The sequence below is a fragment of the Serratia sp. 1D1416 genome (assembly GCF_003641105.1).
GTDB lineage: Bacteria > Pseudomonadota > Gammaproteobacteria > Enterobacterales > Enterobacteriaceae > Serratia > Serratia ficaria.
Genome location: NZ_CP032738.1, coordinates 1,802,360 through 1,824,366, shown reverse-complemented (window position 1 = coordinate 1,824,366; position 22,007 = coordinate 1,802,360). Strand labels below are relative to the sequence as shown.

Annotated in this window: 15 protein-coding genes, 2 tRNA genes, 3 rRNA genes, 1 pseudogene and 1 riboswitch; of the genes and pseudogenes, 10 read left to right on the top strand and 11 right to left on the bottom strand. The window is 58.6% G+C overall.

The window, feature by feature from the left end:
- The first annotated feature begins 200 nt into the window (after window positions 1-200).
- From acs to actP, 3 genes are all read left to right on the top strand, one after another.
- Window positions 201-2,159 carry an acetate--CoA ligase gene (gene acs, locus D7I37_RS08670; protein ID WP_061799711.1) on the top strand — a complete coding sequence of 653 codons (1,959 nt, stop codon included), beginning with the start codon at window positions 201-203 and terminating at the stop codon, window positions 2,157-2,159.
- A gap of 92 nt (window positions 2,160-2,251) precedes the next feature.
- Window positions 2,252-2,563, top strand: a complete 312-nt coding sequence (locus tag D7I37_RS08665) for a DUF485 domain-containing protein (RefSeq protein ID WP_061799712.1) — start codon at window positions 2,252-2,254, stop codon at window positions 2,561-2,563.
- Window positions 2,560-4,212 carry a cation/acetate symporter ActP gene (gene actP / locus D7I37_RS08660; RefSeq protein WP_061799713.1) on the top strand — a complete coding sequence of 551 codons (1,653 nt, stop codon included), beginning with the start codon at window positions 2,560-2,562 and terminating at the stop codon, window positions 4,210-4,212. The genes D7I37_RS08665 and actP overlap by 4 nt, the downstream gene beginning before the upstream one ends.
- 177 nt (window positions 4,213-4,389) lie before the next feature.
- Here actP and rrf read toward each other — a convergent pair.
- The 5 genes from rrf to D7I37_RS08635 all read right to left on the bottom strand — a co-directional run bounded on the left by rrf (window position 4,390) and on the right by D7I37_RS08635 (window position 9,614).
- A 5S ribosomal RNA gene (rrf, locus tag D7I37_RS08655) occupies window positions 4,390-4,505 on the bottom strand.
- Between the two features lie 103 nt (window positions 4,506-4,608).
- Window positions 4,609-7,515: ribosomal RNA gene (locus D7I37_RS08650) — 23S ribosomal RNA — on the bottom strand.
- A gap of 219 nt (window positions 7,516-7,734) precedes the next feature.
- Window positions 7,735-7,810: transfer RNA gene (locus D7I37_RS08645), tRNA-Ala, on the bottom strand.
- A 110-nt stretch (window positions 7,811-7,920) separates the two neighbouring features.
- A tRNA-Ile gene (locus D7I37_RS08640) sits at window positions 7,921-7,997 on the bottom strand.
- 75 nt (window positions 7,998-8,072) lie between these two features.
- Window positions 8,073-9,614: ribosomal RNA gene (locus tag D7I37_RS08635) — 16S ribosomal RNA — on the bottom strand.
- The 16S, 23S and 5S rRNA genes sit together here with 2 tRNA genes alongside, the layout of an rRNA operon.
- A gap of 636 nt (window positions 9,615-10,250) precedes the next feature.
- Here D7I37_RS08635 and purH point away from each other — a divergent pair.
- Window positions 10,251-11,840, top strand: coding sequence for a bifunctional phosphoribosylaminoimidazolecarboxamide formyltransferase/IMP cyclohydrolase (purH, locus tag D7I37_RS08625; protein ID WP_061800454.1), 1,590 nt, complete (start codon window positions 10,251-10,253; stop codon window positions 11,838-11,840).
- A gap of 48 nt (window positions 11,841-11,888) precedes the next feature.
- A complete protein-coding gene (gene purD / locus D7I37_RS08620) occupies window positions 11,889-13,172 on the top strand; it encodes a phosphoribosylamine--glycine ligase (protein WP_061800452.1) in 1,284 nt (427 codons plus the stop codon).
- A 49-nt stretch (window positions 13,173-13,221) separates the two neighbouring features.
- Here the strand turns inward: purD and D7I37_RS08615 are convergent, their stop codons facing one another.
- The 6 genes from D7I37_RS08615 to nudC all read right to left on the bottom strand — a co-directional run bounded on the left by D7I37_RS08615 (window position 13,222) and on the right by nudC (window position 17,597).
- Window positions 13,222-13,893 carry a DUF1481 domain-containing protein gene (locus D7I37_RS08615; RefSeq protein WP_095095131.1) on the bottom strand — a complete coding sequence of 224 codons (672 nt, stop codon included), beginning with the start codon at window positions 13,891-13,893 and terminating at the stop codon, window positions 13,222-13,224.
- 36 nt (window positions 13,894-13,929) lie between these two features.
- Window positions 13,930-14,202, bottom strand: coding sequence for a nucleoid-associated protein HU-alpha (gene hupA, locus D7I37_RS08610; protein WP_004929874.1), 273 nt, complete (start codon window positions 14,200-14,202; stop codon window positions 13,930-13,932).
- Between the two features lie 189 nt (window positions 14,203-14,391).
- A complete protein-coding gene (locus tag D7I37_RS08605; protein ID WP_061800448.1) occupies window positions 14,392-14,982 on the bottom strand; it encodes a YjaG family protein in 591 nt (196 codons plus the stop codon).
- 48 nt (window positions 14,983-15,030) lie between these two features.
- Window positions 15,031-15,717, bottom strand: coding sequence for a deoxyribonuclease V (gene nfi, locus D7I37_RS08600; protein ID WP_095095129.1), 687 nt, complete (start codon window positions 15,715-15,717; stop codon window positions 15,031-15,033).
- A gap of 9 nt (window positions 15,718-15,726) precedes the next feature.
- Window positions 15,727-16,791, bottom strand: a complete 1,065-nt coding sequence (hemE, locus tag D7I37_RS08595; protein ID WP_129543545.1) for a uroporphyrinogen decarboxylase — start codon at window positions 16,789-16,791, stop codon at window positions 15,727-15,729.
- Between the two features lie 38 nt (window positions 16,792-16,829).
- Window positions 16,830-17,597, bottom strand: a complete 768-nt coding sequence (gene nudC / locus D7I37_RS08590; RefSeq protein ID WP_061800441.1) for an NAD(+) diphosphatase — start codon at window positions 17,595-17,597, stop codon at window positions 16,830-16,832.
- Between the two features lie 99 nt (window positions 17,598-17,696).
- Here nudC and D7I37_RS08585 point away from each other — a divergent pair, with 99 nt between their 5' ends.
- The 5 genes and pseudogenes from D7I37_RS08585 to thiS all read left to right on the top strand — a co-directional run bounded on the left by D7I37_RS08585 (window position 17,697) and on the right by thiS (window position 22,006).
- Window positions 17,697-18,200: an Rsd/AlgQ family anti-sigma factor gene (locus D7I37_RS08585; protein ID WP_061800439.1), complete on the top strand. Its 504-nt coding sequence runs from the start codon at window positions 17,697-17,699 to the stop codon at window positions 18,198-18,200.
- Between the two features lie 39 nt (window positions 18,201-18,239).
- A riboswitch (TPP riboswitch) is annotated at window positions 18,240-18,364 on the top strand.
- 117 nt (window positions 18,365-18,481) lie between these two features.
- Window positions 18,482-20,424: pseudogene (gene thiC, locus D7I37_RS08580) on the top strand (phosphomethylpyrimidine synthase ThiC).
- The gene (gene thiE, locus D7I37_RS08575; protein WP_061800434.1) at window positions 20,417-21,067 is read left to right on the top strand and encodes a thiamine phosphate synthase; all 651 of its coding nucleotides are present in this window, start codon (window positions 20,417-20,419) and stop codon (window positions 21,065-21,067) included. The pseudogene thiC and the gene thiE overlap by 8 nt, the downstream one beginning before the upstream one ends.
- Window positions 21,060-21,809 carry a HesA/MoeB/ThiF family protein gene (locus D7I37_RS08570; protein ID WP_129543543.1) on the top strand — a complete coding sequence of 250 codons (750 nt, stop codon included), beginning with the start codon at window positions 21,060-21,062 and terminating at the stop codon, window positions 21,807-21,809. The genes thiE and D7I37_RS08570 overlap by 8 nt, the downstream gene beginning before the upstream one ends.
- Window positions 21,806-22,006 carry a sulfur carrier protein ThiS gene (gene thiS, locus D7I37_RS08565; RefSeq protein ID WP_061800430.1) on the top strand — a complete coding sequence of 67 codons (201 nt, stop codon included), beginning with the start codon at window positions 21,806-21,808 and terminating at the stop codon, window positions 22,004-22,006. Before D7I37_RS08570 ends, thiS begins: the two co-directional genes overlap by 4 nt.
- The last annotated feature ends 1 nt before the right edge of the window (window position 22,007 follow it).

Here is a 22,007-nt window from a genome sequence, read left to right as displayed (position 1 = left end):
ATAGCGTTTTTTGACAAAAATCGCCTATTTGACGGTTTTTCTTCACCAAGCAGATAGATACCTGCTGCAATTACGACAGAACTATTACAAATCAATATCTTCGTTGCGTGATCTGCCGCGCAAAAAAGAAACAAAGAATCATAGCAAACTATACTTAACCTTCAGTTGACATACTATTAACAACTTAAAGGAGAAAAGCTATGAGCCAACTGCATAAACACGCTATTCCTTCTGCAATTGCAGAACACGCCCTGATTAATCCGGAACAATACCAGCAATATTATCAACAGTCTGTGCAAGACCCGGAGGCGTTCTGGGGGGAGCATGGCAAAATCCTGAACTGGATCAAACCTTATAGCAAAGTAAAAAATACCTCTTTCGACCCGGGCCACGTCAGCATTCGCTGGTTCGAAGACGGCACCCTCAACCTGGCGGCTAACTGCCTGGACCGCCATCTGGCCGAACGCGGCGACCAGACCGCCATTATCTGGGAAGGCGACGATCCCGCCCAGTCGAACAAAGTCACCTATAAACAGCTGCACCACGATGTTTGCCAGTTCGCCAACGTGCTGAAAAAGCTGGGCGTCAAAAAAGGCGACGTGGTGGCTATCTATATGCCGATGGTGCCGGAAGCGGCGGTCGCCATGCTGGCCTGCGCGCGCATTGGCGCCGTGCATTCGGTTATCTTCGGCGGCTTCTCGCCGGAAGCGGTTGCCGGCCGCATCATTGACTCCAACGCCAAGCTGGTGATCACCGCCGACGAAGGCCTGCGCGCCGGCCGCGCCGTGCCGCTGAAGAAAAATGTCGACGACGCGCTGAAAAACCCCGGCGTGACCAGCGTCACCAACGTGGTGGTGTTCCAGCGTACCGGCAAACCGGGCTACTGGCAGGAAGGGCGTGACCTGTGGTGGCACCAGCTGACTGACGGCGTATCCGCCGACTGCCCGCCGGAAGAGATGAATGCGGAAGATCCGCTGTTTATCCTGTACACCTCCGGTTCGACCGGCAAGCCCAAGGGCGTGCTGCACACCACCGGCGGTTATCTGGTATACGCCGCCATGACCTTCAAATACGTGTTCGATTATCACGACGGCGACGTGTACTGGTGCACCGCCGACGTGGGCTGGGTGACCGGCCACAGCTATCTGCTGTACGGCCCGCTGGCCTGCGGCGCCATCAGCCTGATGTTCGAGGGCGTGCCTAACTACCCCGGCGTTAACCGCCTGTCGCAGGTGATCGACAAGCATCAGGTCAATATCCTGTATACCGCGCCAACCGCCATTCGCGCCCTGATGGCCGAAGGCGACAAGGCGATCGAAGGCACCCGCCGCGATTCGCTGCGCATCATGGGTTCGGTCGGCGAGCCGATCAACCCGGAAGCCTGGGAGTGGTACTACAACAAGATCGGCAACGGCAAATGCCCGATCGTCGACACCTGGTGGCAAACCGAGACCGGCGGCTTCATGATTACTCCGCTGCCGGGTGCCACCGAGCTGAAAGCCGGCTCCGCCACGCGGCCGTTCTTCGGCGTGCAGCCGGCGCTGGTCGATAACGTCGGCATCCCGCAGGAAGGCGCCTGCGAAGGCAACCTGGTGATCGTCGACTCCTGGCCAGGCCAGGCGCGCACCCTGTTCGGCGACCACGAGCGTTTCGAACAGACCTACTTCTCCACCTTTAAGGGCATGTACTTCAGCGGCGACGGCGCACGCCGCGACGAGGACGGTTACTACTGGATCACCGGCCGCGTCGACGACGTGCTGAACGTGTCCGGCCACCGCCTGGGCACCGCCGAGATCGAGTCCGCACTGGTGTCGCATCCGAAGATCGCCGAAGCGGCGGTGGTCGGCATTCCGCATAACATCAAAGGCCAGGCGATTTACGCCTATATCACCCTCAACCACGGTGAAGAACCGACGCCGGAGCTCTATGCCGAAGTGCGTAACTGGGTACGCAAAGAGATAGGGCCGATCGCCACGCCGGACGTGCTGCACTGGACAGATTCCTTGCCCAAGACGCGCTCCGGCAAGATCATGCGTCGCATCCTGCGCAAAATTGCCGCCGGCGATACCAGCAATCTGGGGGATACCTCCACGCTGGCGGATCCGGCCGTAGTCGACAAGCTGTTGGAAGAAAAACAATCAATGAAAGTGCCGTCATAATTTGCGCCGCCTGCGGCCGCTCATCCGCATAACTCTGCGTTGAGCGGCCACCTGCGCGGCGTACTCTATCAATACCTACTGGAGAGACTCTGATGAATGACACCATTTATCAAGGGATTGAAGAAAACCCGCGCTTTAAGGAGCTGGTGAGGAAACGCGGCCGCTTCGCCTGGCTGCTCTCGCTGATCACGCTGGCGCTTTACGTTGGCTTTATTTTATTGATCGCCTTTGAGCCCCAATGGCTCGGCACGCCGATCGCCGAGGGATCGACCATTACCCGCGGGATCCCGGTCGGCGTCGGCCTGATCGTGATCTCTTTTGTGCTGACCGGGATCTACGTGTTTCGCGCCAACGGCGAATTCGATCGCCTGACTGCAGAAATCCTGCGTGAGGTGAAACGATGAAACGCTTACTTTCCGCCGCCGCGCTGCTGATGCTGCCGGGCCTGGCCTGCGCCGAAGCCATTGGCGGCGAGGTGCAACGCCAGCCGCTCAACGTTCAGGCGATCGTGATGTTCGTGCTGTTTGTCGGCGCCACGCTGTATATCACCTATTGGGCCTCCAAACGCACCCGCTCGCGCCAGGATTATTACACCGCGGGCGGGCGCATCACCGGCCTACAGAACGGGTTGGCGATCGCCGGTGACTTTATGTCCGCCGCTTCTTTCCTCGGTATTTCCGCCCTGGTGTACACCTCCGGCTATGACGGCCTGATTTACTCCATCGGCTTCCTGATCGGCTGGCCGATCATTCTGTTCCTGATTGCCGAACGCCTGCGCAACCTTGGCCGCTACACCTTCGCCGACGTAGCCTCTTACCGGCTGAAGCAGAAACCGATCCGCACCCTGTCGGCCTGCGGCTCACTGGTGGTGGTGGCGCTATACCTGATCGCGCAGATGGTCGGCGCCGGCAAACTCATCCAGCTGCTGTTCGGCCTTAACTACCACGTGGCGGTGATCCTGGTCGGTATTCTGATGGTGCTGTACGTGCTGTTCGGCGGCATGCTGGCCACCACCTGGGTGCAGATTATCAAGGCGGTGCTGCTGCTGGCCGGCGCCAGCTTTATGGCGCTGATGGTGATGAAGTCGGTCAACTTCGATTTCAACACGCTGTTCGCCGAAGCGGTGAAGGTGCATCCGAAAGGGATCGCCATCATGAGCCCCGGCGGGCTGGTGTCTGACCCGATATCGGCGCTCTCGTTGGGCCTGGCGCTGATGTTCGGCACCGCCGGTTTGCCGCACATTCTGATGCGCTTCTTTACCGTCAGTGACGCTAAAGAGGCGCGTAAGAGCGTATTCTACGCCACCGGTTTTATCGGTTACTTCTATATTCTGACCTTTATCATCGGCTTCGGCGCCATTCTGCTGGTGAGCGGCAATCCGGCGTTCAAGGACGCCACCGGCGCGCTGTTGGGCGGCACCAATATGGCGGCGGTGCATCTGGCCAACGCGGTCGGCGGCAACTTCTTCCTCGGCTTTATCTCCGCGGTCGCCTTCGCCACCATTTTGGCAGTGGTAGCCGGCCTGACGCTGGCCGGCGCCTCCGCGGTGTCTCACGATCTGTACGCCAGCGTGGTTAAAAACGGCAAGGCGACCGAGCGCGACGAGCTGCGGGTGTCCAAAATCACCGTCGTGCTGCTGGGCATCGTGGCGATTGCGCTGGGGATCTTGTTCGAGAAACAGAACATCGCCTTTATGGTCGGGCTGGCGTTCTCCATCGCCGCCAGCTGTAACTTCCCGATTATCATTCTGTCGATGTACTGGTCACGCCTGACCACCCGCGGCGCCATGATCGGCGGCTGGCTGGGGCTGCTGACCGCGGTGATCCTGATGATTCTTGGGCCGACCATCTGGGTGCAAATCCTCGGCCATGAAAAGCCGATTTACCCGTATGAATACCCGGCGCTGTTCTCGATGATCGTGGCCTTTGTCGGCACCTGGCTGTTCTCGGTTACCGACAGTTCGCTGGCCGGACAGCAGGAACGCGAACGCTTCCGTTCCCAGTTTGTCCGCTCGCAAACCGGGTTGGGGATCTCGCAGGGCAGCTCGCATTAACCGAATAATAAGTGAAAAAACGCAAACACACCCTAATCAAAGGCCCTTCGGGGCCTTTTCTCTTACTGCGTTTATGATTGGAACCACTGAAAGGCGCAGCGTAGCTGCGCTTTTTTGCTTTTTTGCACATAACAAAAAGCCCCATGCTTTCGCATGGGGCTTGTCGTTTTATTTGATGCCTGGCAGTGTCCTACTCTCGCATGGGGAGACCCCACACTACCATCGGCGCTACGGCGTTTCACTTCTGAGTTCGGCATGGGGTCAGGTGGGACCACCGCGCTATTGCCGCCAGGCAAATTCTGTTTCATTCTTGGCCGTTACTCGCGTAACCACCAGAACCAATCTAAGAACTTCGCTGAAAATTATTCGTCTCTCTAAAAACACCTTCGGTGTTGTAAGGTTAAGCCTCACGGATCATTAGTACTGGTTAGCTCAATGCATCGCTGCACTTACACACCCAGCCTATCAACGTCTTAGTCTTAAACGTTCCTTCAGGGACCTTAAAGGCCCAGGGAAGACTCATCTCGAGGCAAGTTTCGCGCTTAGATGCTTTCAGCGCTTATCTTTTCCGCACTTAGCTACCGGGCAGTGCCATTGGCATGACAACCCGAACACCAGTGGTGCGTTCACTCCGGTCCTCTCGTACTAGGAGCAACCCCTCTCAATCTTCCAACGCCCACGGCAGATAGGGACCGAACTGTCTCACGACGTTCTAAACCCAGCTCGCGTACCACTTTAAATGGCGAACAGCCATACCCTTGGGACCTACTTCAGCCCCAGGATGTGATGAGCCGACATCGAGGTGCCAAACACCGCCGTCGATATGAACTCTTGGGCGGTATCAGCCTGTTATCCCCGGAGTACCTTTTATCCGTTGAGCGATGGCCCTTCCATTCAGAACCACCGGATCACTAAGACCTACTTTCGTACCTGCTCGAGCCGTCACTCTCGCAGTCAAGCTAGCTTATGCCTTTGCACTAACCTCACGATGTCCGACCGTGATTAGCTAACCTTCGTGCTCCTCCGTTACTCTTTGGGAGGAGACCGCCCCAGTCAAACTACCCACCAGACACTGTCCTCACCCCAGATTATGGGGCCGAGTTAGAACATCAAACATTAAAGGGTGGTATTTCAAGGTTGGCTCCACGCAGACTGGCGTCCACGCTTCAAAGCCTCCCACCTATCCTACACATCAAGGCTCAATGTTCAGTGTCAAGCTATAGTAAAGGTTCACGGGGTCTTTCCGTCTTGCCGCGGGTACACTGCATCTTCACAGCGAGTTCAATTTCACTGAGTCTCGGGTGGAGACAGCCTGGCCATCATTACGCCATTCGTGCAGGTCGGAACTTACCCGACAAGGAATTTCGCTACCTTAGGACCGTTATAGTTACGGCCGCCGTTTACTGGGGCTTCGATCAAGAGCTTCGCCTTGCGGCTGACCCCATCAATTAACCTTCCAGCACCGGGCAGGCGTCACACCGTATACGTCCACTTTCGTGTTTGCACAGTGCTGTGTTTTTATTAAACAGTTGCAGCCAGCTGGTATCTGCGACTGGCTTCAGCTCCATCCGCAAGGGACTTCACCTACGCGCCAGCGTGCCTTCTCCCGAAGTTACGGCACCATTTTGCCTAGTTCCTTCACCCGAGTTCTCTCAAGCGCCTTGGTATTCTCTACCTGACCACCTGTGTCGGTTTGGGGTACGATTCTGTGTTACCTGATGCTTAGAGGCTTTTCCTGGAAGCTTGGCATCAACTACTTCTGCACCGTAGTGCATCGTCATCACGCCTCAGGGTTGACAGCGTTCCGGATTTACCAGGAACACCCCCTACACGCTTAAACCGGGACAACCGTCGCCCGGCTAGCCTAGCCTTCTCCGTCCCCCCTTCGCAGTAACACCGAGTACAGGAATATTAACCTGTTTCCCATCGACTACGCTTTTCAGCCTCGCCTTAGGGGTCGACTCACCCTGCCCCGATTAACGTTGGACAGGAACCCTTGGTCTTCCGGCGAGCGGGCTTTTCACCCGCTTTATCGTTACTTATGTCAGCATTCGCACTTCTGATACCTCCAGCAACCCTCACAGGCCACCTTCAACGGCTTACAGAACGCTCCCCTACCCAACAACGCCTAAGCGTCGCTGCCGCAGCTTCGGTGCATGGTTTAGCCCCGTTACATCTTCCGCGCAGGCCGACTCGACCAGTGAGCTATTACGCTTTCTTTAAATGATGGCTGCTTCTAAGCCAACATCCTGGCTGTCTATGCCTTCCCACATCGTTTCCCACTTAACCATGACTTTGGGACCTTAGCTGGCGGTCTGGGTTGTTTCCCTCTTCACGACGGACGTTAGCACCCGCCGTGTGTCTCCCGTGATAACATTCTTCGGTATTCGGAGTTTGCATCGGTTTGGTAAGCCGGGATGGCCCCCTAGCCGAAACAGTGCTCTACCCCCGAAGATGAGTTCACGAGGCGCTACCTAAATAGCTTTCGGGGAGAACCAGCTATCTCCCGGTTTGATTGGCCTTTCACCCCCAGCCACAAGTCATCCGCTAATTTTTCAACATTAGTCGGTTCGGTCCTCCAGTTAGTGTTACCCAACCTTCAACCTGCCCATGGCTAGATCACCGGGTTTCGGGTCTATACCTTGCAACTAGTCGCCCAGTTAAGACTCGGTTTCCCTACGGCTCCCCTATACGGTTAACCTTGCTACAAAATATAAGTCGCTGACCCATTATACAAAAGGTACGCAGTCACACCACGAAGGTGCTCCCACTGCTTGTACGTACACGGTTTCAGGTTCTATTTCACTCCCCTCGCCGGGGTTCTTTTCGCCTTTCCCTCACGGTACTGGTTCACTATCGGTCAGTCAGGAGTATTTAGCCTTGGAGGATGGTCCCCCCATATTCAGACAGGATGTCACGTGTCCCGCCCTACTCATCGAACTCACAGTCAATGCATTTTAGTGTACGGGGCTATCACCCTTTACTGCGCGACTTTCCAGACGCTTCCACTAACACAAGAACTGATTCAGGTTCTGGGCTGTTCCCCGTTCGCTCGCCGCTACTGGGGGAATCTCGGTTGATTTCTTTTCCTCGGGGTACTTAGATGTTTCAGTTCCCCCGGTTCGCCTCGTTAAGCTATGTATTCACTTAACGATAGTGCAACGAATTGCACTGGGTTTCCCCATTCGGGTATCGCCGGTTATAACGGTTCATATCACCTTACCGACGCTTTTCGCAGATTAGCACGCCCTTCATCGCCTCTGACTGCCTAGGCATCCACCGTGTACGCTTAGTCACTTAACCTCACAACCCGAAGGCGTCTTTTATAAATAATCGACACTTCGCATTGCAAACATTTGAGAGACTCTATGACAGGTTACTCCTCATCCCAATATTTCTACGGAGGGACAAGTTTCAGCCGTCATGTTTCAATTTTCAGCTTGTTCCAGATTGTTAAAGAGCAAAATACTTCGCAGCATACTGTCGCCAATATACTCTGAAGTATTGAAATACCGGACTATATGGTGGAGCTAAGCGGGATCGAACCGCTGACCTCCTGCGTGCAAGGCAGGCGCTCTCCCAGCTGAGCTATAGCCCCATACAGTCACGTGCAGTACCTTTGATATACAACTTCTTTCTTAGGCAAGGCATGCGGAAGGGAAGTTTACCTGGGTAAACGACCGCGCATAACGCAGCATAGGGAAGAAGTGGTAGGCCTGAGTGGACTTGAACCACCGACCTCACCCTTATCAGGGGTGCGCTCTAACCACCTGAGCTACAAGCCTATAAAGGTATTTCTGCTCGTTACTTTTTCATCAGACAATCTGTGTGAGCACTTCACGCGAATCGATATCATTAGGTAAGGAGGTGATCCAACCGCAGGTTCCCCTACGGTTACCTTGTTACGACTTCACCCCAGTCATGAATCACAAAGTGGTAAGCGCCCTCCCGAAGGTTAAGCTACCTACTTCTTTTGCAACCCACTCCCATGGTGTGACGGGCGGTGTGTACAAGGCCCGGGAACGTATTCACCGTAGCATTCTGATCTACGATTACTAGCGATTCCGACTTCATGGAGTCGAGTTGCAGACTCCAATCCGGACTACGACGTACTTTATGAGGTCCGCTTGCTCTCGCGAGTTCGCTTCTCTTTGTATACGCCATTGTAGCACGTGTGTAGCCCTACTCGTAAGGGCCATGATGACTTGACGTCATCCCCACCTTCCTCCGGTTTATCACCGGCAGTCTCCTTTGAGTTCCCGACCGAATCGCTGGCAACAAAGGATAAGGGTTGCGCTCGTTGCGGGACTTAACCCAACATTTCACAACACGAGCTGACGACAGCCATGCAGCACCTGTCTCAGAGTTCCCGAAGGCACCAAAGCATCTCTGCTAAGTTCTCTGGATGTCAAGAGTAGGTAAGGTTCTTCGCGTTGCATCGAATTAAACCACATGCTCCACCGCTTGTGCGGGCCCCCGTCAATTCATTTGAGTTTTAACCTTGCGGCCGTACTCCCCAGGCGGTCGATTTAACGCGTTAGCTCCGGAAGCCACGCCTCAAGGGCACAACCTCCAAATCGACATCGTTTACAGCGTGGACTACCAGGGTATCTAATCCTGTTTGCTCCCCACGCTTTCGCACCTGAGCGTCAGTCTTCGTCCAGGGGGCCGCCTTCGCCACCGGTATTCCTCCAGATCTCTACGCATTTCACCGCTACACCTGGAATTCTACCCCCCTCTACGAGACTCTAGCTTGCCAGTTTCAAATGCAGTTCCCACGTTAAGCGCGGGGATTTCACATCTGACTTAACAAACCGCCTGCGTGCGCTTTACGCCCAGTAATTCCGATTAACGCTTGCACCCTCCGTATTACCGCGGCTGCTGGCACGGAGTTAGCCGGTGCTTCTTCTGCGAGTAACGTCAATGCGATGCCGTATTAAGACATCGCCCTTCCTCCTCGCTGAAAGTGCTTTACAACCCGAAGGCCTTCTTCACACACGCGGCATGGCTGCATCAGGCTTGCGCCCATTGTGCAATATTCCCCACTGCTGCCTCCCGTAGGAGTCTGGACCGTGTCTCAGTTCCAGTGTGGCTGGTCATCCTCTCAGACCAGCTAGGGATCGTCGCCTAGGTGAGCCATTACCCCACCTACTAGCTAATCCCATCTGGGCACATCTGATGGCGTGAGGCCCGAAGGTCCCCCACTTTGGTCCGTAGACGTTATGCGGTATTAGCTACCGTTTCCAGTAGTTATCCCCCTCCATCAGGCAGTTTCCCAGACATTACTCACCCGTCCGCCGCTCGTCACCCAGAGAGCAAGCTCTCTTGTGCTACCGCTCGACTTGCATGTGTTAGGCCTGCCGCCAGCGTTCAATCTGAGCCATGATCAAACTCTTCAATTAAAAGCTTGATTTGCTTCAACTCGTGAAGCGATGCTCAAAGGTTACTGCATGAATTTTACTTCAGTTAGTCACTCTTCAAGACTTGATATTTTTTTCGCATCCGAAGATGCTGGATATCGTCTTGTGGAGTGCCCACACAGATTGTCTGATAAATTGTTAAAGAGCAGTGAGTTAGCCGCTTTCGCTTGTTAACTCGAGGTGGCGTATATTACGCTTTCCTCTTTCAGAGTCAACCCTAATTTTCAGGGTTTTTTCTCTGCGACCCCCGGATACTCTGTGAAGTTGTTCACATGTTCCGTGTCGATGGAGGCGCATTATAGGGAGTTCCTCGCAGGCCGCAACAGGTATTTTCGGCAAAAACGATCGTTTGCTGCATTCCACAGCAAAACCCCGCCTTATACCCATTTGTGCACAAACTTATCCACAGAAGCGATTTGCACGGAAAATTTACGAGCGCCACGCAAACGTTTTCGCTACAATTCCCCGCGACAAAACGATCCCCTTTTATGGGGGCGTTAGCTGAATTTGTGCCTGACCGCCCTGCTATAAAGGGCAAAAAACCTTCCTTATAGAAAGAAGAAGGTGGAAATTCACGTAACGCTCTTATTGCGACTCCAAAAGCCAAGGGATAAAACCATGCAACAACCTCGTCCAATCCGCCGGGCCCTGCTCAGCGTGTCTGACAAAGCCGGTATCGTTGAATTCGCCGAAGCGCTGTTAAGCCGCGGCGTTGAGCTGCTCTCCACCGGCGGCACCGCCCGCCTGCTGGCCGATGCCGGTCTGCCCGTTACCGAAGTTTCCGACTACACCGGTTTCCCGGAGATGATGGACGGACGAGTGAAGACTCTGCACCCTAAAGTCCACGGCGGCATTCTCGGCCGTCGCGGCCAGGACGACGCCATCATGGCTCAGCATGACATCAAGCCTATCGATATGGTGGTAGTGAACCTGTACCCGTTCGCCCAAACCGTGGCGCGCCCGGGCTGCTCGCTGGAAGACGCCGTCGAGAATATCGATATCGGCGGCCCAACCATGGTGCGCTCCGCCGCCAAGAACCATAAAGACGTCGCCATCGTGGTGAAGAGCAGCGACTACGCCGCCATCATTACCGAGATGGACAACAGCGACGGCTCGCTGCAGTACGCTACCCGTTTCGATCTGGCGATCAAGGCCTTCGAGCACACCGCCGCCTACGACAGCATGATCGCCAACTATTTCGGCGCGCTGGTGCCGGCTTACCATGGCGATACCGAACAGCCTTCAGGCCGCTTCCCTCGCACCCTGAACCTCAACTACGTCAAGAAGCAGGATATGCGCTACGGTGAGAACAGCCACCAGCAGGCCGCCTTCTATATAGAAGAGAACGTGCAGGAAGCCTCGGTCGCTACCGCCGACCAGCTGCAGGGCAAGGCGCTGTCCTATAACAACATCGCCGACACCGACGCGGCGCTGGAGTGCGTGAAAGAGTTCGCCGAACCGGCCTGCGTGATCGTCAAACACGCCAACCCGTGCGGCGTGGCGATCGGCGACGACATCCTGGCGGCTTACGAGCGCGCCTATCAGACCGATCCCACCTCCGCCTTCGGCGGTATCATCGCCTTTAACCGCGAGCTGGACGCCGCTACCGCGCAGGCGATCATCAGCCGCCAGTTCGTCGAAGTGATCATCGCCCCGAGCATCAGCCAGGAAGCGCGCTCGCTGCTGGCGGCCAAACAGAACGTGCGCGTATTGGCCTGCGGCCAGTGGCGGCAGCGCGTGGCCGGCCTGGACTTCAAACGCGTCAACGGCGGCCTGCTGGTGCAGGATCGCGATCTGGGCATGGTGACTGACGGCGATCTGCGCGTGGTGTCCGAGCGCCAGCCAAGCGCTCAGGAGCTGCGCGATGCGCTGTTCTGCTGGAAGGTGGCCAAGTTCGTCAAATCCAACGCCATCGTCTATGCGCGCGACAACATGACCATCGGCATAGGCGCCGGCCAGATGAGCCGCGTGTACTCCGCCAAGATCGCCGGCATCAAGGCCGCGGACGAAGGCCTGGAAGTGAAAGGCTCCGCCATGGCCTCTGACGCCTTCTTCCCGTTCCGCGACGGCATCGACGCCGCGGCGGCGGTCGGCATCACCTGCGTGATCCAGCCAGGCGGTTCGATCCGCGACGACGAAGTGATCGCCGCCGCCAACGAGCACGGCATTGCGATGATCTTCACCGACATGCGCCACTTCCGCCATTAATCCTTTTTGCTGCGTGCGCGCCGGCGCACGCTATTCGTGGAGCACCTGATGAACATTTTGATTATCGGCAACGGCGGGCGCGAACATGCGCTGGCCTGGAAAGCCGCCCAGTCTCCGCTGGCGGACAAAGTCTACGTCGCGCCGGGTAACGCCGGCACCGCGCTGGAAGCCAGTCTTACGAACGTGGCGATCGCCGCCACCGACATTCCGGCGCTGATCGCCTTCGCCCAGAGCCATGATATCGGCCTGACCATCGTCGGGCCGGAAGCGCCGCTGGTGATCGGCGTGGTCGACGCCTTCCAGGCCGCGGGCCTGAAAATCTTCGGCCCATCCCAGGCCGCCGCCCAGTTGGAAGGTTCGAAAGCCTTCACTAAAGACTTCCTGGCGCGCCATAACATCCCCAGCGCCGAATACCAGAACTTCACCGAGGTTGAACCGGCGCTGGCCTACGTGCGCAGCAAAGGCGCACCGATCGTCATCAAGGCCGATGGCCTGGCGGCGGGCAAAGGCGTGATTGTCGCCATGACGCTGCAGGAAGCGGAAGATGCGGTGCGGGACATGCTGGCCGGCAACGCCTTTGGTGATGCGGGGCATCGCATCGTGGTGGAAGAGTTCCTCGACGGTGAGGAAGCCAGCTTTATCGTGATGGTCGACGGCGAGAACGTGGTGCCAATGGCCACCAGCCAGGACCATAAGCGCGTCGGCGACGGCGACACCGGCCCGAACACCGGCGGCATGGGGGCCTACTCGCCAGCGCCGGTGGTGACCGATGAGATCCACCAGCGCGCCATGGACCAGGTGATCTGGCCAACGGTGCGCGGCATGGCGGCGGAAGGCAACACCTACGTCGGCTTCCTGTACGCCGGCCTGATGATCTCCGCCGACGGCCAGCCGAAGGTGATTGAATTCAACTGCCGCTTCGGCGATCCGGAAACCCAGCCGATCATGCTGCGCCTGCGTTCCGACCTGGTGGAGCTGTGCCTGGCGGGCGCGGAAGGCAAGCTGGGCGAGAAAACCTCCGAATGGGACGAACGCCCCGCCCTCGGCGTGGTGCTGGCGGCCGGCGGTTACCCGGGCGATTACCGCAACGGTGAGGTTATTCAGGGTCTGCCGCAGCAGGAAAGCGCCGACGGTAAAGTGTTCCATGCCGGTACGCGCATGCAGGGCAATGAAGTGGTGACCAGCGGTGGCCGCGTACTTTGCGTAACGGCGCTGGGCGCAACGGTGGCGCAAGCGCAGCAACGCGCTTATCAGCTGGCGGAAGGCATTCAGTGGCCAGGCAGTTTCTGTCGTAAGGATATCGGCTATCGCGCCATTGCGCGCGGCAAGTGATCTGAGCGCCGCCGTTCATGGATATGGGCTCCGCACCGCGGGGCCTTTTTTATAGCTGGCTTTCTTTCGGCTCCCAGCCGCAGAAATCGTCGTTCGCCACCAGCAGCAGCGCACTCCCTTCCGGCGCATCCAGCCAGGCGATGTTCACCGCTCGGCCGCTGTTGCGCGCGCGCTTCTCGACCCAGGCCTCGGCACTGGCGTTTAACCCCGGTTTCAGCCGCTGCCCGTCGCAGGTTTGTACCTCGCCCTGCAGCCAACGCCCCTGCAACAGCTTCACCTTGCCCGCGCGCAGCGCGTCGCTGACCTCAAGGATGCGTCGCGCCTGATACTGATACAGCGCAATCTCGTCGCTGGACAGCGGCTCGCGGCGGGTCGCCAGCTGGCGCTGCATGAAGCTCACCGTACCGTCGTCGGCAAAGCGCAGTCGAATGGAGTCGCGATCGCCATCGGCGTCGGTGCGTTTGATCTGGCGCAGGATGCCGCCCTGGTATTCATACAGCGTGGTGATGGTTCCTGGCCCGCGGTAGGGGCTGTAGACGCTCATCAGCACCTGCGCGCGATGCTGGTCGTCATCTTTACGCCACAGGCGAATCACGCCCCGATCGGCCACGAAGCCGCTGGCGGTAAAGCTGGGGATAGTAGAATGGAAACTGCAGGCGCTCAGGCCGGCAGCGATGCCGACAGCCACGAGCGCCCGACGGATAAACAAAAGGGGCGCCATCGCCCCCCTGTTTAATCTTTTCACCAACACGCAGTATTACTTAACTGCGTCTTTCAGTGCTTTACCAGAAACGAACGCAGGCACGTTGGCAGCTGCGATTTTGATTTCTTTACCAGTCTGTGGGTTGCGGCCAGTGCGCTCGCTACGATGGTTTACCTTGAAAGTACCGAAACCAACCAATTGTACTGCATCACCTTCTTTCAGAGACTCAGTAATAGCAGCCAGGGTGGATTCCAGAGCCAGTTTAGCTTGTGCTTTGGAAAGGTCAGCCTTGTCCGCGATTACATCAATCAGTTGAGTCTTGTTCATAAGTTATCCTTACAGTGTGTTTATCGTTTGCAAAGCATCGAGTGCGACGGATATGCCGATTGACAGCACTCTCCTGCATACACGCACCGATAGCCACTTTTTTTACGCCCCCCAAATGTAGACCAGACAGGGTGCGGATGTGAAGCCTTAAGGCATGACAAATCAGGCGTTAAATCACGTTTTCTTGCCTTATTGCGCTAAATTTATCCCAATGTTACTGACTCCGGCTTCGCGAAGGTCGGATCGCAACCCTTTGATCAGGTCCAAATCACGCTCTTCGCAATCAGCCAACAGGCGGAAAATTTCCCATTGGATGTCCCATTCTTCCTCTACCGCAGGCAAAACCTTCAACTCATCGTCGGTCATTTCTTTACCGGCCTGAGTCATTTCCAACATCGCCACGGTGCGAATTGACGTTTCGCTGATGGCGATGGCGTGCTCCAGCGTCTCCCCGCTGAGCCGCGAATGGATCAGTTCCCCTAATGCGATACAGGCGTCGATCGCCGGATAAACGCCGTAAAGATCGTAATCTTCTGCCGAGGGTATCGCCTCTTCCAACTTTTCCAACTGGCTGTCGAAGTTGACCTTGGCGTCCTTGACCACCAGCGTTTCCCACACCAGATCCAGAATGCGGCGATATATCGCCGGATCGCCGAACGCGGTTTGCAGGCAGAACATCTGGTAATTCGGGTACATACGCTCGCACAAACTGGCCATAAAGGTCAAATGTTGCCAGCTCTCAAGCTTTTCCAGACGTAAATGAATCGGGTTACGTAGCATTGTTTACTCTCTTACGCGTTATCTGCGCCGCAGTGTACCCGAAATCGCTCATTGCGACACCTCCGGATGCTGCTGCAGCCAGCGCTGGAAGGCCGGGCGGCGCGAAGCGATGGCGTCGGCCCAACGGGTGGGCTCCGGCAGGCGATAGCCCGCCATGCAGCGTTGCACCCAGGCCAATGCGCTGTCGGCGCTGATGCGGTGGCCGGTGGCGATAAACAGCGGGTTGCAGCGCGCCTTGCTGCGCCACACCCAGCCCAGCTGCTCGCCTTGGTCTTCCAGCGGCGCCAGCGCTCCCGCGGCGGCATCCAGCGGCGCAAACTTGCCGCACAGGCGCTTCTTGGCCACGCCGATGGTCGGCACATCGACCAGCAGGCCGAAATGGCTGGCGACGCCCAGGCGGCGCGGATGCGAGATGCCATGGCCGTCGACGAAGATCAGATCCGGTTTTTGCCGCAGCTGCCGCCAGGCGGCAAGCAGCGCGGGATATTCGCGAAACGACAGGAAACCGGGGATATAAGGCATGGTGGTGGCGATGCGGGCGATTTGATACTCCACCAGCTCCAGCGACGGATAGCGCAGGATGGCGATGGCGGCGCGCGTCACCGCCCCCTCTTGCTCGAAGCCCACGTCGGCGCCGGCGATGAACGCCGGCGGATCGACCGGCAGATCATCGTGGCGAATGACCTCGGAGGCGCGGCGCAGCTGCTCGGCGCGCAGGGCTTGAGTCTCTATCACGTCCGCTCCTTAACGGTGGTATTTCGCCGACTGCGCGTGCACCGCCTCGACGAAGGCGCCGGCATTTTCCGGCGGTACGTCCTGATGGATGCCGTGGCCCAGGTTAAACACGTGGCCTTCGCCGTGGCCGAACCCGGCCAGAATGGTTTCCACCTCCTGGCCGATGCGCTCCGGCGAAGCATAAAGCATCGACGGATCCATATTGCCCTGCAGCGCCACCTGGTCACCCACGCGGCGGCGCGCGTCGGCGATATCGGTGGTCCAGTCCAGGCCCAGCGCGTCGCAGCCGGTGGCGGCCATCGCTTCCAGCCACTGGCCGCCGCCCTTGGTGAACAGCGTGACCGGCACGCGGCGGCCGTCGTTTTCACGCAGCAGGCCGTCGACGATCTTGTGCATGTAATGCAGCGAGAACTCGCGGTAATCGCGGCCGGTCAATACGCCGCCCCAGGTATCGAACACCATCACCGACTGCGCGCCGGCCTTGATCTGGGCGTTGAGATACAGGATCACGCTGTCCGCCAGCTTGTCCAGCAGCAGGTGCAGCGTGGCCGGCTCGGCGTACATCATCTTCTTCAGCTTGGTGAAGGCCTTGCTGCTGCCGCCCTCCACCATATAGGTCGCCAGCGTCCAGGGGCTGCCGGAGAAACCGATCAACGGCACTTCGCCCTTCAGCTCGCGGCGAATGGTGCGCACCGCGTTCATCACGTAGCCCAGCTCGACCTCCGGATCGAACAGCGGCAGCTTGTCTACGTCGGCGCGGCTGACGATAGGCGAAGAGAAACGCGGGCCTTCGCCGGCTTCGAAATACAGGCCAAGCCCCATGGCGTCGGGAATGGTGAGAATATCGGAGAACAGGATGGCGGCGTCCAGCGCATAGCGGCGCAGCGGCTGCAGCGTCACCTCGCAGGCCAGCTCCGCGTTTTTGCACAGCGACATGAAATCACCGGCCTGGGCGCGGGTCGCCTTGTATTCCGGTAAATAACGACCGGCCTGACGCATCATCCATACCGGGGTCACATCCACCGGCTGGCGCAGCAGCGCGCGCAGGTAGCGATCGTTCTTCAACTCATTCATTTATGGGGCTCCCTTAATAATCTGCCGGTCATTGTACATTATTCTGCCCGGCACAGCGCCACGGTGTCCTCAATCAGCCGGCGCGCCACGGTGCCGGGCGGCGGCAACAGCGGCAAGCGATCGTAACGGTACCAGCCGGCGTTGAGCAGTTCCTTGGGATCGTGGCGGATCTCGCCCTGATGATAGTCGGCCATAAACGCCATCATCAGCGAGTGCGGGAACGGCCAGGGTTGGGAGGTGACATAGCGCAGGTTTTTGATTTCGATATTGCTTTCTTCCATCACTTCACGCGCCGCCGCCTGTTCCAGCGTCTCGCCCACCTCGACAAAACCGGCCAGCACCGTATGGATGCCGCCGCGATGGCGCACGTGCTGCGCCAGCAGGATCTGGTCGTCGCGCCGAATGGCGACGATCACGCAGGGGGCAATCTGCGGGTAGTAGCGCTCGCGGCAATTTCCGCACAGGCAGGCGCTTTCGCTGCGGCTGAAGTGCATCTCATGGCCGCAGTAGCCGCAATAGCGATGGGAGCGGTAGAAATCCGCCAGCTGCACGCCGCGCCCGGCGAGCTGGAACAAACCGCGATCCAGTTCGAGCAGCTGCCGCACCGAGCCCATGTCGCGCGGCATCGCCTGGCGCACCAGCCATACCGGCGCGCCGCCCCACTCGCCGATGGCGCGCGCCATTTTACCCTGCAGGGAAAAAGAGGCGGCCGAACCGAACGGCAGTTCACCGTTCGGTAACCAAAGTTTGCTTTCATGGCTGACTATCCACCAGCCATTTTCATTACCCGTTAATGCAAGTTCCATATCGTTGTTGCACAACCTCAGCTTCACTGGCACTCTACAAATCGGCCTTGTTACATTTTAATAACTTACTGTTACTTTTTATTACTTACGGAGTCAAACATGCTCAACCGTTTGGAAAGCCTGACTCAGCGCCTTGGTGGTAGTAATGAATTAGTTGATCAATGGCTTCAGGCCCGCAAGCAATTGCTGGTCGCCTACTGCACCCTGGTGGGCCTCAAACCGAATAAAGAAAAGCATACGCCGCTGAATGAAAAAGCGCTGGAGAACTTTTGCCATAATCTGGTGGATTATCTCTCAGCCGCGCATTTCCATATCTATGACAGAATTATCAAACAAGTGGAAGGCGCTGCCAGCCCAAAAATGTCTCTGTCGGTAAACATCTACCCCAAACTCTGGGCCAATACCGAGCAGGTCATGGCCTTTCACGACCGCTATACCGAAGTGGATATCGATCAGGACGTGTGTCTGGAGTTCCACCAGGCGCTGTCGGATATCGGCGAGACGCTGGCGGCGCGCTTTACCCTGGAAGACAAGCTGATCCAGCTGGCGGCGGAAGCCTCGCAGCCGCCGCTGTCGGATAAGGCGCTTGATCAGGCGCGTTAGAATTTTGTAGTCTTTTTTATTATCCCTCCTATACTGGAGGGCATCTTGTCGGAGTGCCTAGCGCCTGATTTGTTCAACAAATTGGCCAGGCTGAGACCGTTAATTCGGGATCCGCGGAACCTGATCGGGTTAATACCCGCGAAGGGAACAAGAGTAATCTATCGCCATAGGCAGGATTTCTCCCCATTCGGGATGATCCGATCCTATCGGCCAGCATCATTACTCCCTCCGAGCTCCAGACAAGCAACTTTCCCAACCCAACACACTGGTAGGAACTTGCTATGTCTAACGTTAAGAAACCTCGTGCCCGTAAAGAGCAACGCGAAGCTGCCCAACAGTTTATCGACAGCCTGCAGGGGTGGCCTTCCCCAGCTCACGCCGTATCTATCTGCAGGGTTCGCGCAGCGATGTGCAGGTGCCGATGCGCGAAATTCAGCTCAGCCCGACGCTGGTCGGCGGCGGCAAGGACAACCCGCAGTACGAACAGAACGAAGCCATTCCGGTGTACGACACCGCCGGCCCCTACGGCGATCCGCAGGCGCGGCTCGACGTGCATGCCGGCCTGGCCAGGCTGCGCGCCGGCTGGATCGAAGAACGCGGCGATACCGCGGTACTGAGCGGCGTCAGTTCCGGTTTCACCCAGCAGCGCCTGGCGGATGAAGGCTTGGATCACCTGCGCTTCGAACGCCTGCCGCTGCCGCGCAAGGCGCAATCGGGCAAGTGCGTGACCCAGTTGCACTACGCCCGCGCCGGCATCGTCACCCCGGAGATGGAGTTTATCGCCATCCGTGAAAACATGGGGCGCCAGCGCATCCGCGGCGAGGTCCTGCGCCAGCAGCATCCGGGCCAAAGCTGGGGCGCCAACCTGCCGGACAACATCACGGCGGAATTCGTGCGCCAGGAAGTGGCCGCCGGGCGCGCCATCATCCCCGCCAACATCAACCACCCGGAATCCGAACCGATGATCATCGGCCGCAACTTCCTGGTGAAGGTCAACGCCAACATCGGCAACTCGGCGGTGACCTCCTCGATCGAAGAGGAAGTGGAAAAGCTGGTGTGGTCCACCCGCTGGGGCGCGGATACCGTGATGGACCTGTCGACCGGCCGCTATATCCACGAAACCCGCGAATGGATCCTGCGCAACAGCCCGGTGCCCATCGGCACGGTGCCTATCTACCAGGCGCTGGAGAAGGTCAACGGCGTGGCGGAGAACCTGACCTGGGAAATGTTCCGCGATACCCTGCTGGAACAGGCGGAACAAGGGGTGGACTACTTCACCATTCACGCCGGCGTGCTGCTGCGCTATGTGCCGATGACCGCCAGGCGCCTGACCGGCATCGTCTCGCGCGGCGGCTCGATCATGGCCAAGTGGTGCCTGTCGCACCATCAGGAAAACTTCCTGTATCAGCACTTCCGCGAAATCTGCGAGATCTGCGCCGCCTATGACGTTTCGCTGTCGCTCGGCGACGGCCTGCGCCCGGGCTCGATTCAGGACGCCAACGACGAAGCGCAGTTCGCCGAGCTGCACACCCTGGGCGAACTGACCAAGATCGCCTGGGAATACGACGTGCAGGTGATGATCGAAGGCCCCGGCCACGTGCCGATGCAGATGATCCGCCGCAATATGACCGAAGAGCTGGAGCACTGCCACGAAGCGCCGTTCTATACCCTCGGCCCGCTGACCACCGATATCGCACCGGGTTATGACCACTTCACCTCCGGCATCGGCGCGGCGATGATCGGCTGGTTCGGCTGCGCCATGCTGTGTTACGTCACGCCGAAGGAGCATCTCGGCCTGCCGAACAAGGAAGACGTCAAACAGGGATTGATCACCTACAAGATCGCCGCCCACGCCGCCGATCTGGCCAAGGGCCACCCGGGCGCGCAGATCCGCGACAACGCCATGTCCAAGGCGCGCTTCGAGTTCCGCTGGGAAGATCAGTTCAACCTGGCGCTCGATCCGGCTACCGCGCGCGCCTACCACGACGAAACCCTGCCGCAGGAGTCCGGCAAAATCGCCCACTTCTGCTCGATGTGCGGACCGAAATTCTGCTCGATGAAAATCTCGCAGGAGGTGCGCGACTACGCCGCCGCCCAGGAGGCCGCCAAACCGATAGAGGTGCAGCTGAACGGCATGGAAAAGATGTCGGCCGAATTCCGTTCGCGCGGCAGCGAGCTCTACCACAGCGCCGGCAACCTGCAAGAGGAAATGCGCAATGACTGATATCGCCACCCCGTTCCCCGCTACCCCGCACCGGCTGGGATTGTACCCGGTGGTCGACAGCGTCGAGTGGATCGCCCGCCTGCTGGGCGCCGGCGTCAAGACAATCCAATTGCGCATCAAGGATCTGCCGGACGAACAGGTGGAGGAAGACATCGTCGCCGCCATCGCGCTGGGCAGACAATACGATGCGCGGCTGTTCATCAACGATTACTGGCGGCTGGCCGTCAAACACGGCGCCTATGGCGTACACCTCGGCCAGGAAGATCTGGATACCACCGATTTGGCGGCGATCCACCGCGCCGGGCTGCGGCTGGGCGTATCCACCCATGACGACGCCGAACTGGCGCGCGCCATCGCGGTAAAACCGTCTTATATCGCCCTCGGGCATATCTTCCCGACCCAAACCAAAGACATGCCTTCGGCGCCGCAGGGGCTGACGGAGCTGAAGCGCCACCTCGCCGGGTTGGCGGACTACCCGACGGTGGCGATCGGCGGGATCGGCATCGATCGCGTGCCGGCGGTGTTGGCGTGCGGCGTCGGCAGCGTGGCGGTGGTGAGCGCCATCACCCAGGCGCCGGACTGGCGCGCGGCCACCGCCGAACTGTTGCGGCTGATCGAGGGCGAGGGGCGGGCTGATGCTTAACGACCAAGAGTTCCTGCGCTACAGCCGCCAGCTGCTGCTGGAAGACGTGGGCCCGGAAGGCCAGGAAAAGCTCAAACGCGCGACGGTGCTGATTGTCGGCCTGGGCGGTCTGGGGTCTCCGGCTTCGCTGTATCTGGCCGCCGCCGGCGTCGGCACGCTGCTGCTGGCCGACGACGATCGGCTGCACGTCACCAACCTGCAGCGCCAGATCCTGTATCGCAGCGCCGATACCGCCCAAAGCAAAGCCGCACTGGCGCGGCAGCAATTGCAGGCGCTGAATCCCCTGGTGGAGCCCATCGCACTGGAACAACGGCTGCAGGGGCAATCGCTGCATGATGCCGTCGCCCGCGCCGATCTGGTGCTGGACTGCTGCGACAACATGGCGACCCGCCACGCGGTGAACGCCGCCTGCGTGGCGGCCGGCAAACCGCTGATCAGCGGCAGCGCGGTGGGCTTCAGCGGCCAATTGCTGATGATTGAACCGCCCTACGAGCACGGCTGCTACGCCTGCCTGTATCCGGAGCTTACCGAGCCGCAGCGCAACTGCCGCACCGCCGGCGTGCTTGGCCCGGTGGTCGGGGTGATAGGCACCCTGCAGGCGCTGGAAGCCATCAAAATGCTGGCCGGCATGCCTGCGGCGCTCAGCGGCAAACTGCGCCTGTTCGACGGCAAGCAGCAAAGCTGGAGCACCCTGCAGCTCAGCCAGGCCAGCGCCTGCCCGGTATGCGGGGGAACGGCATGAAGATCCGGCTCAACGACCAACCGCTGGAGCTGGCGCCGCCGCTCAGCGTCGCCGCCCTGCTCGAACGGCTGGAACGCCACCAGCCGGGCACCGCGCTGGCGATCAATCAAACCATCATCCCGCGCGCCGACTGGGCCAGCCATCTGGTGCAAGACGGCGATGACATCCTGCTGTTTCAAGCGATCGCCGGAGGCTGAC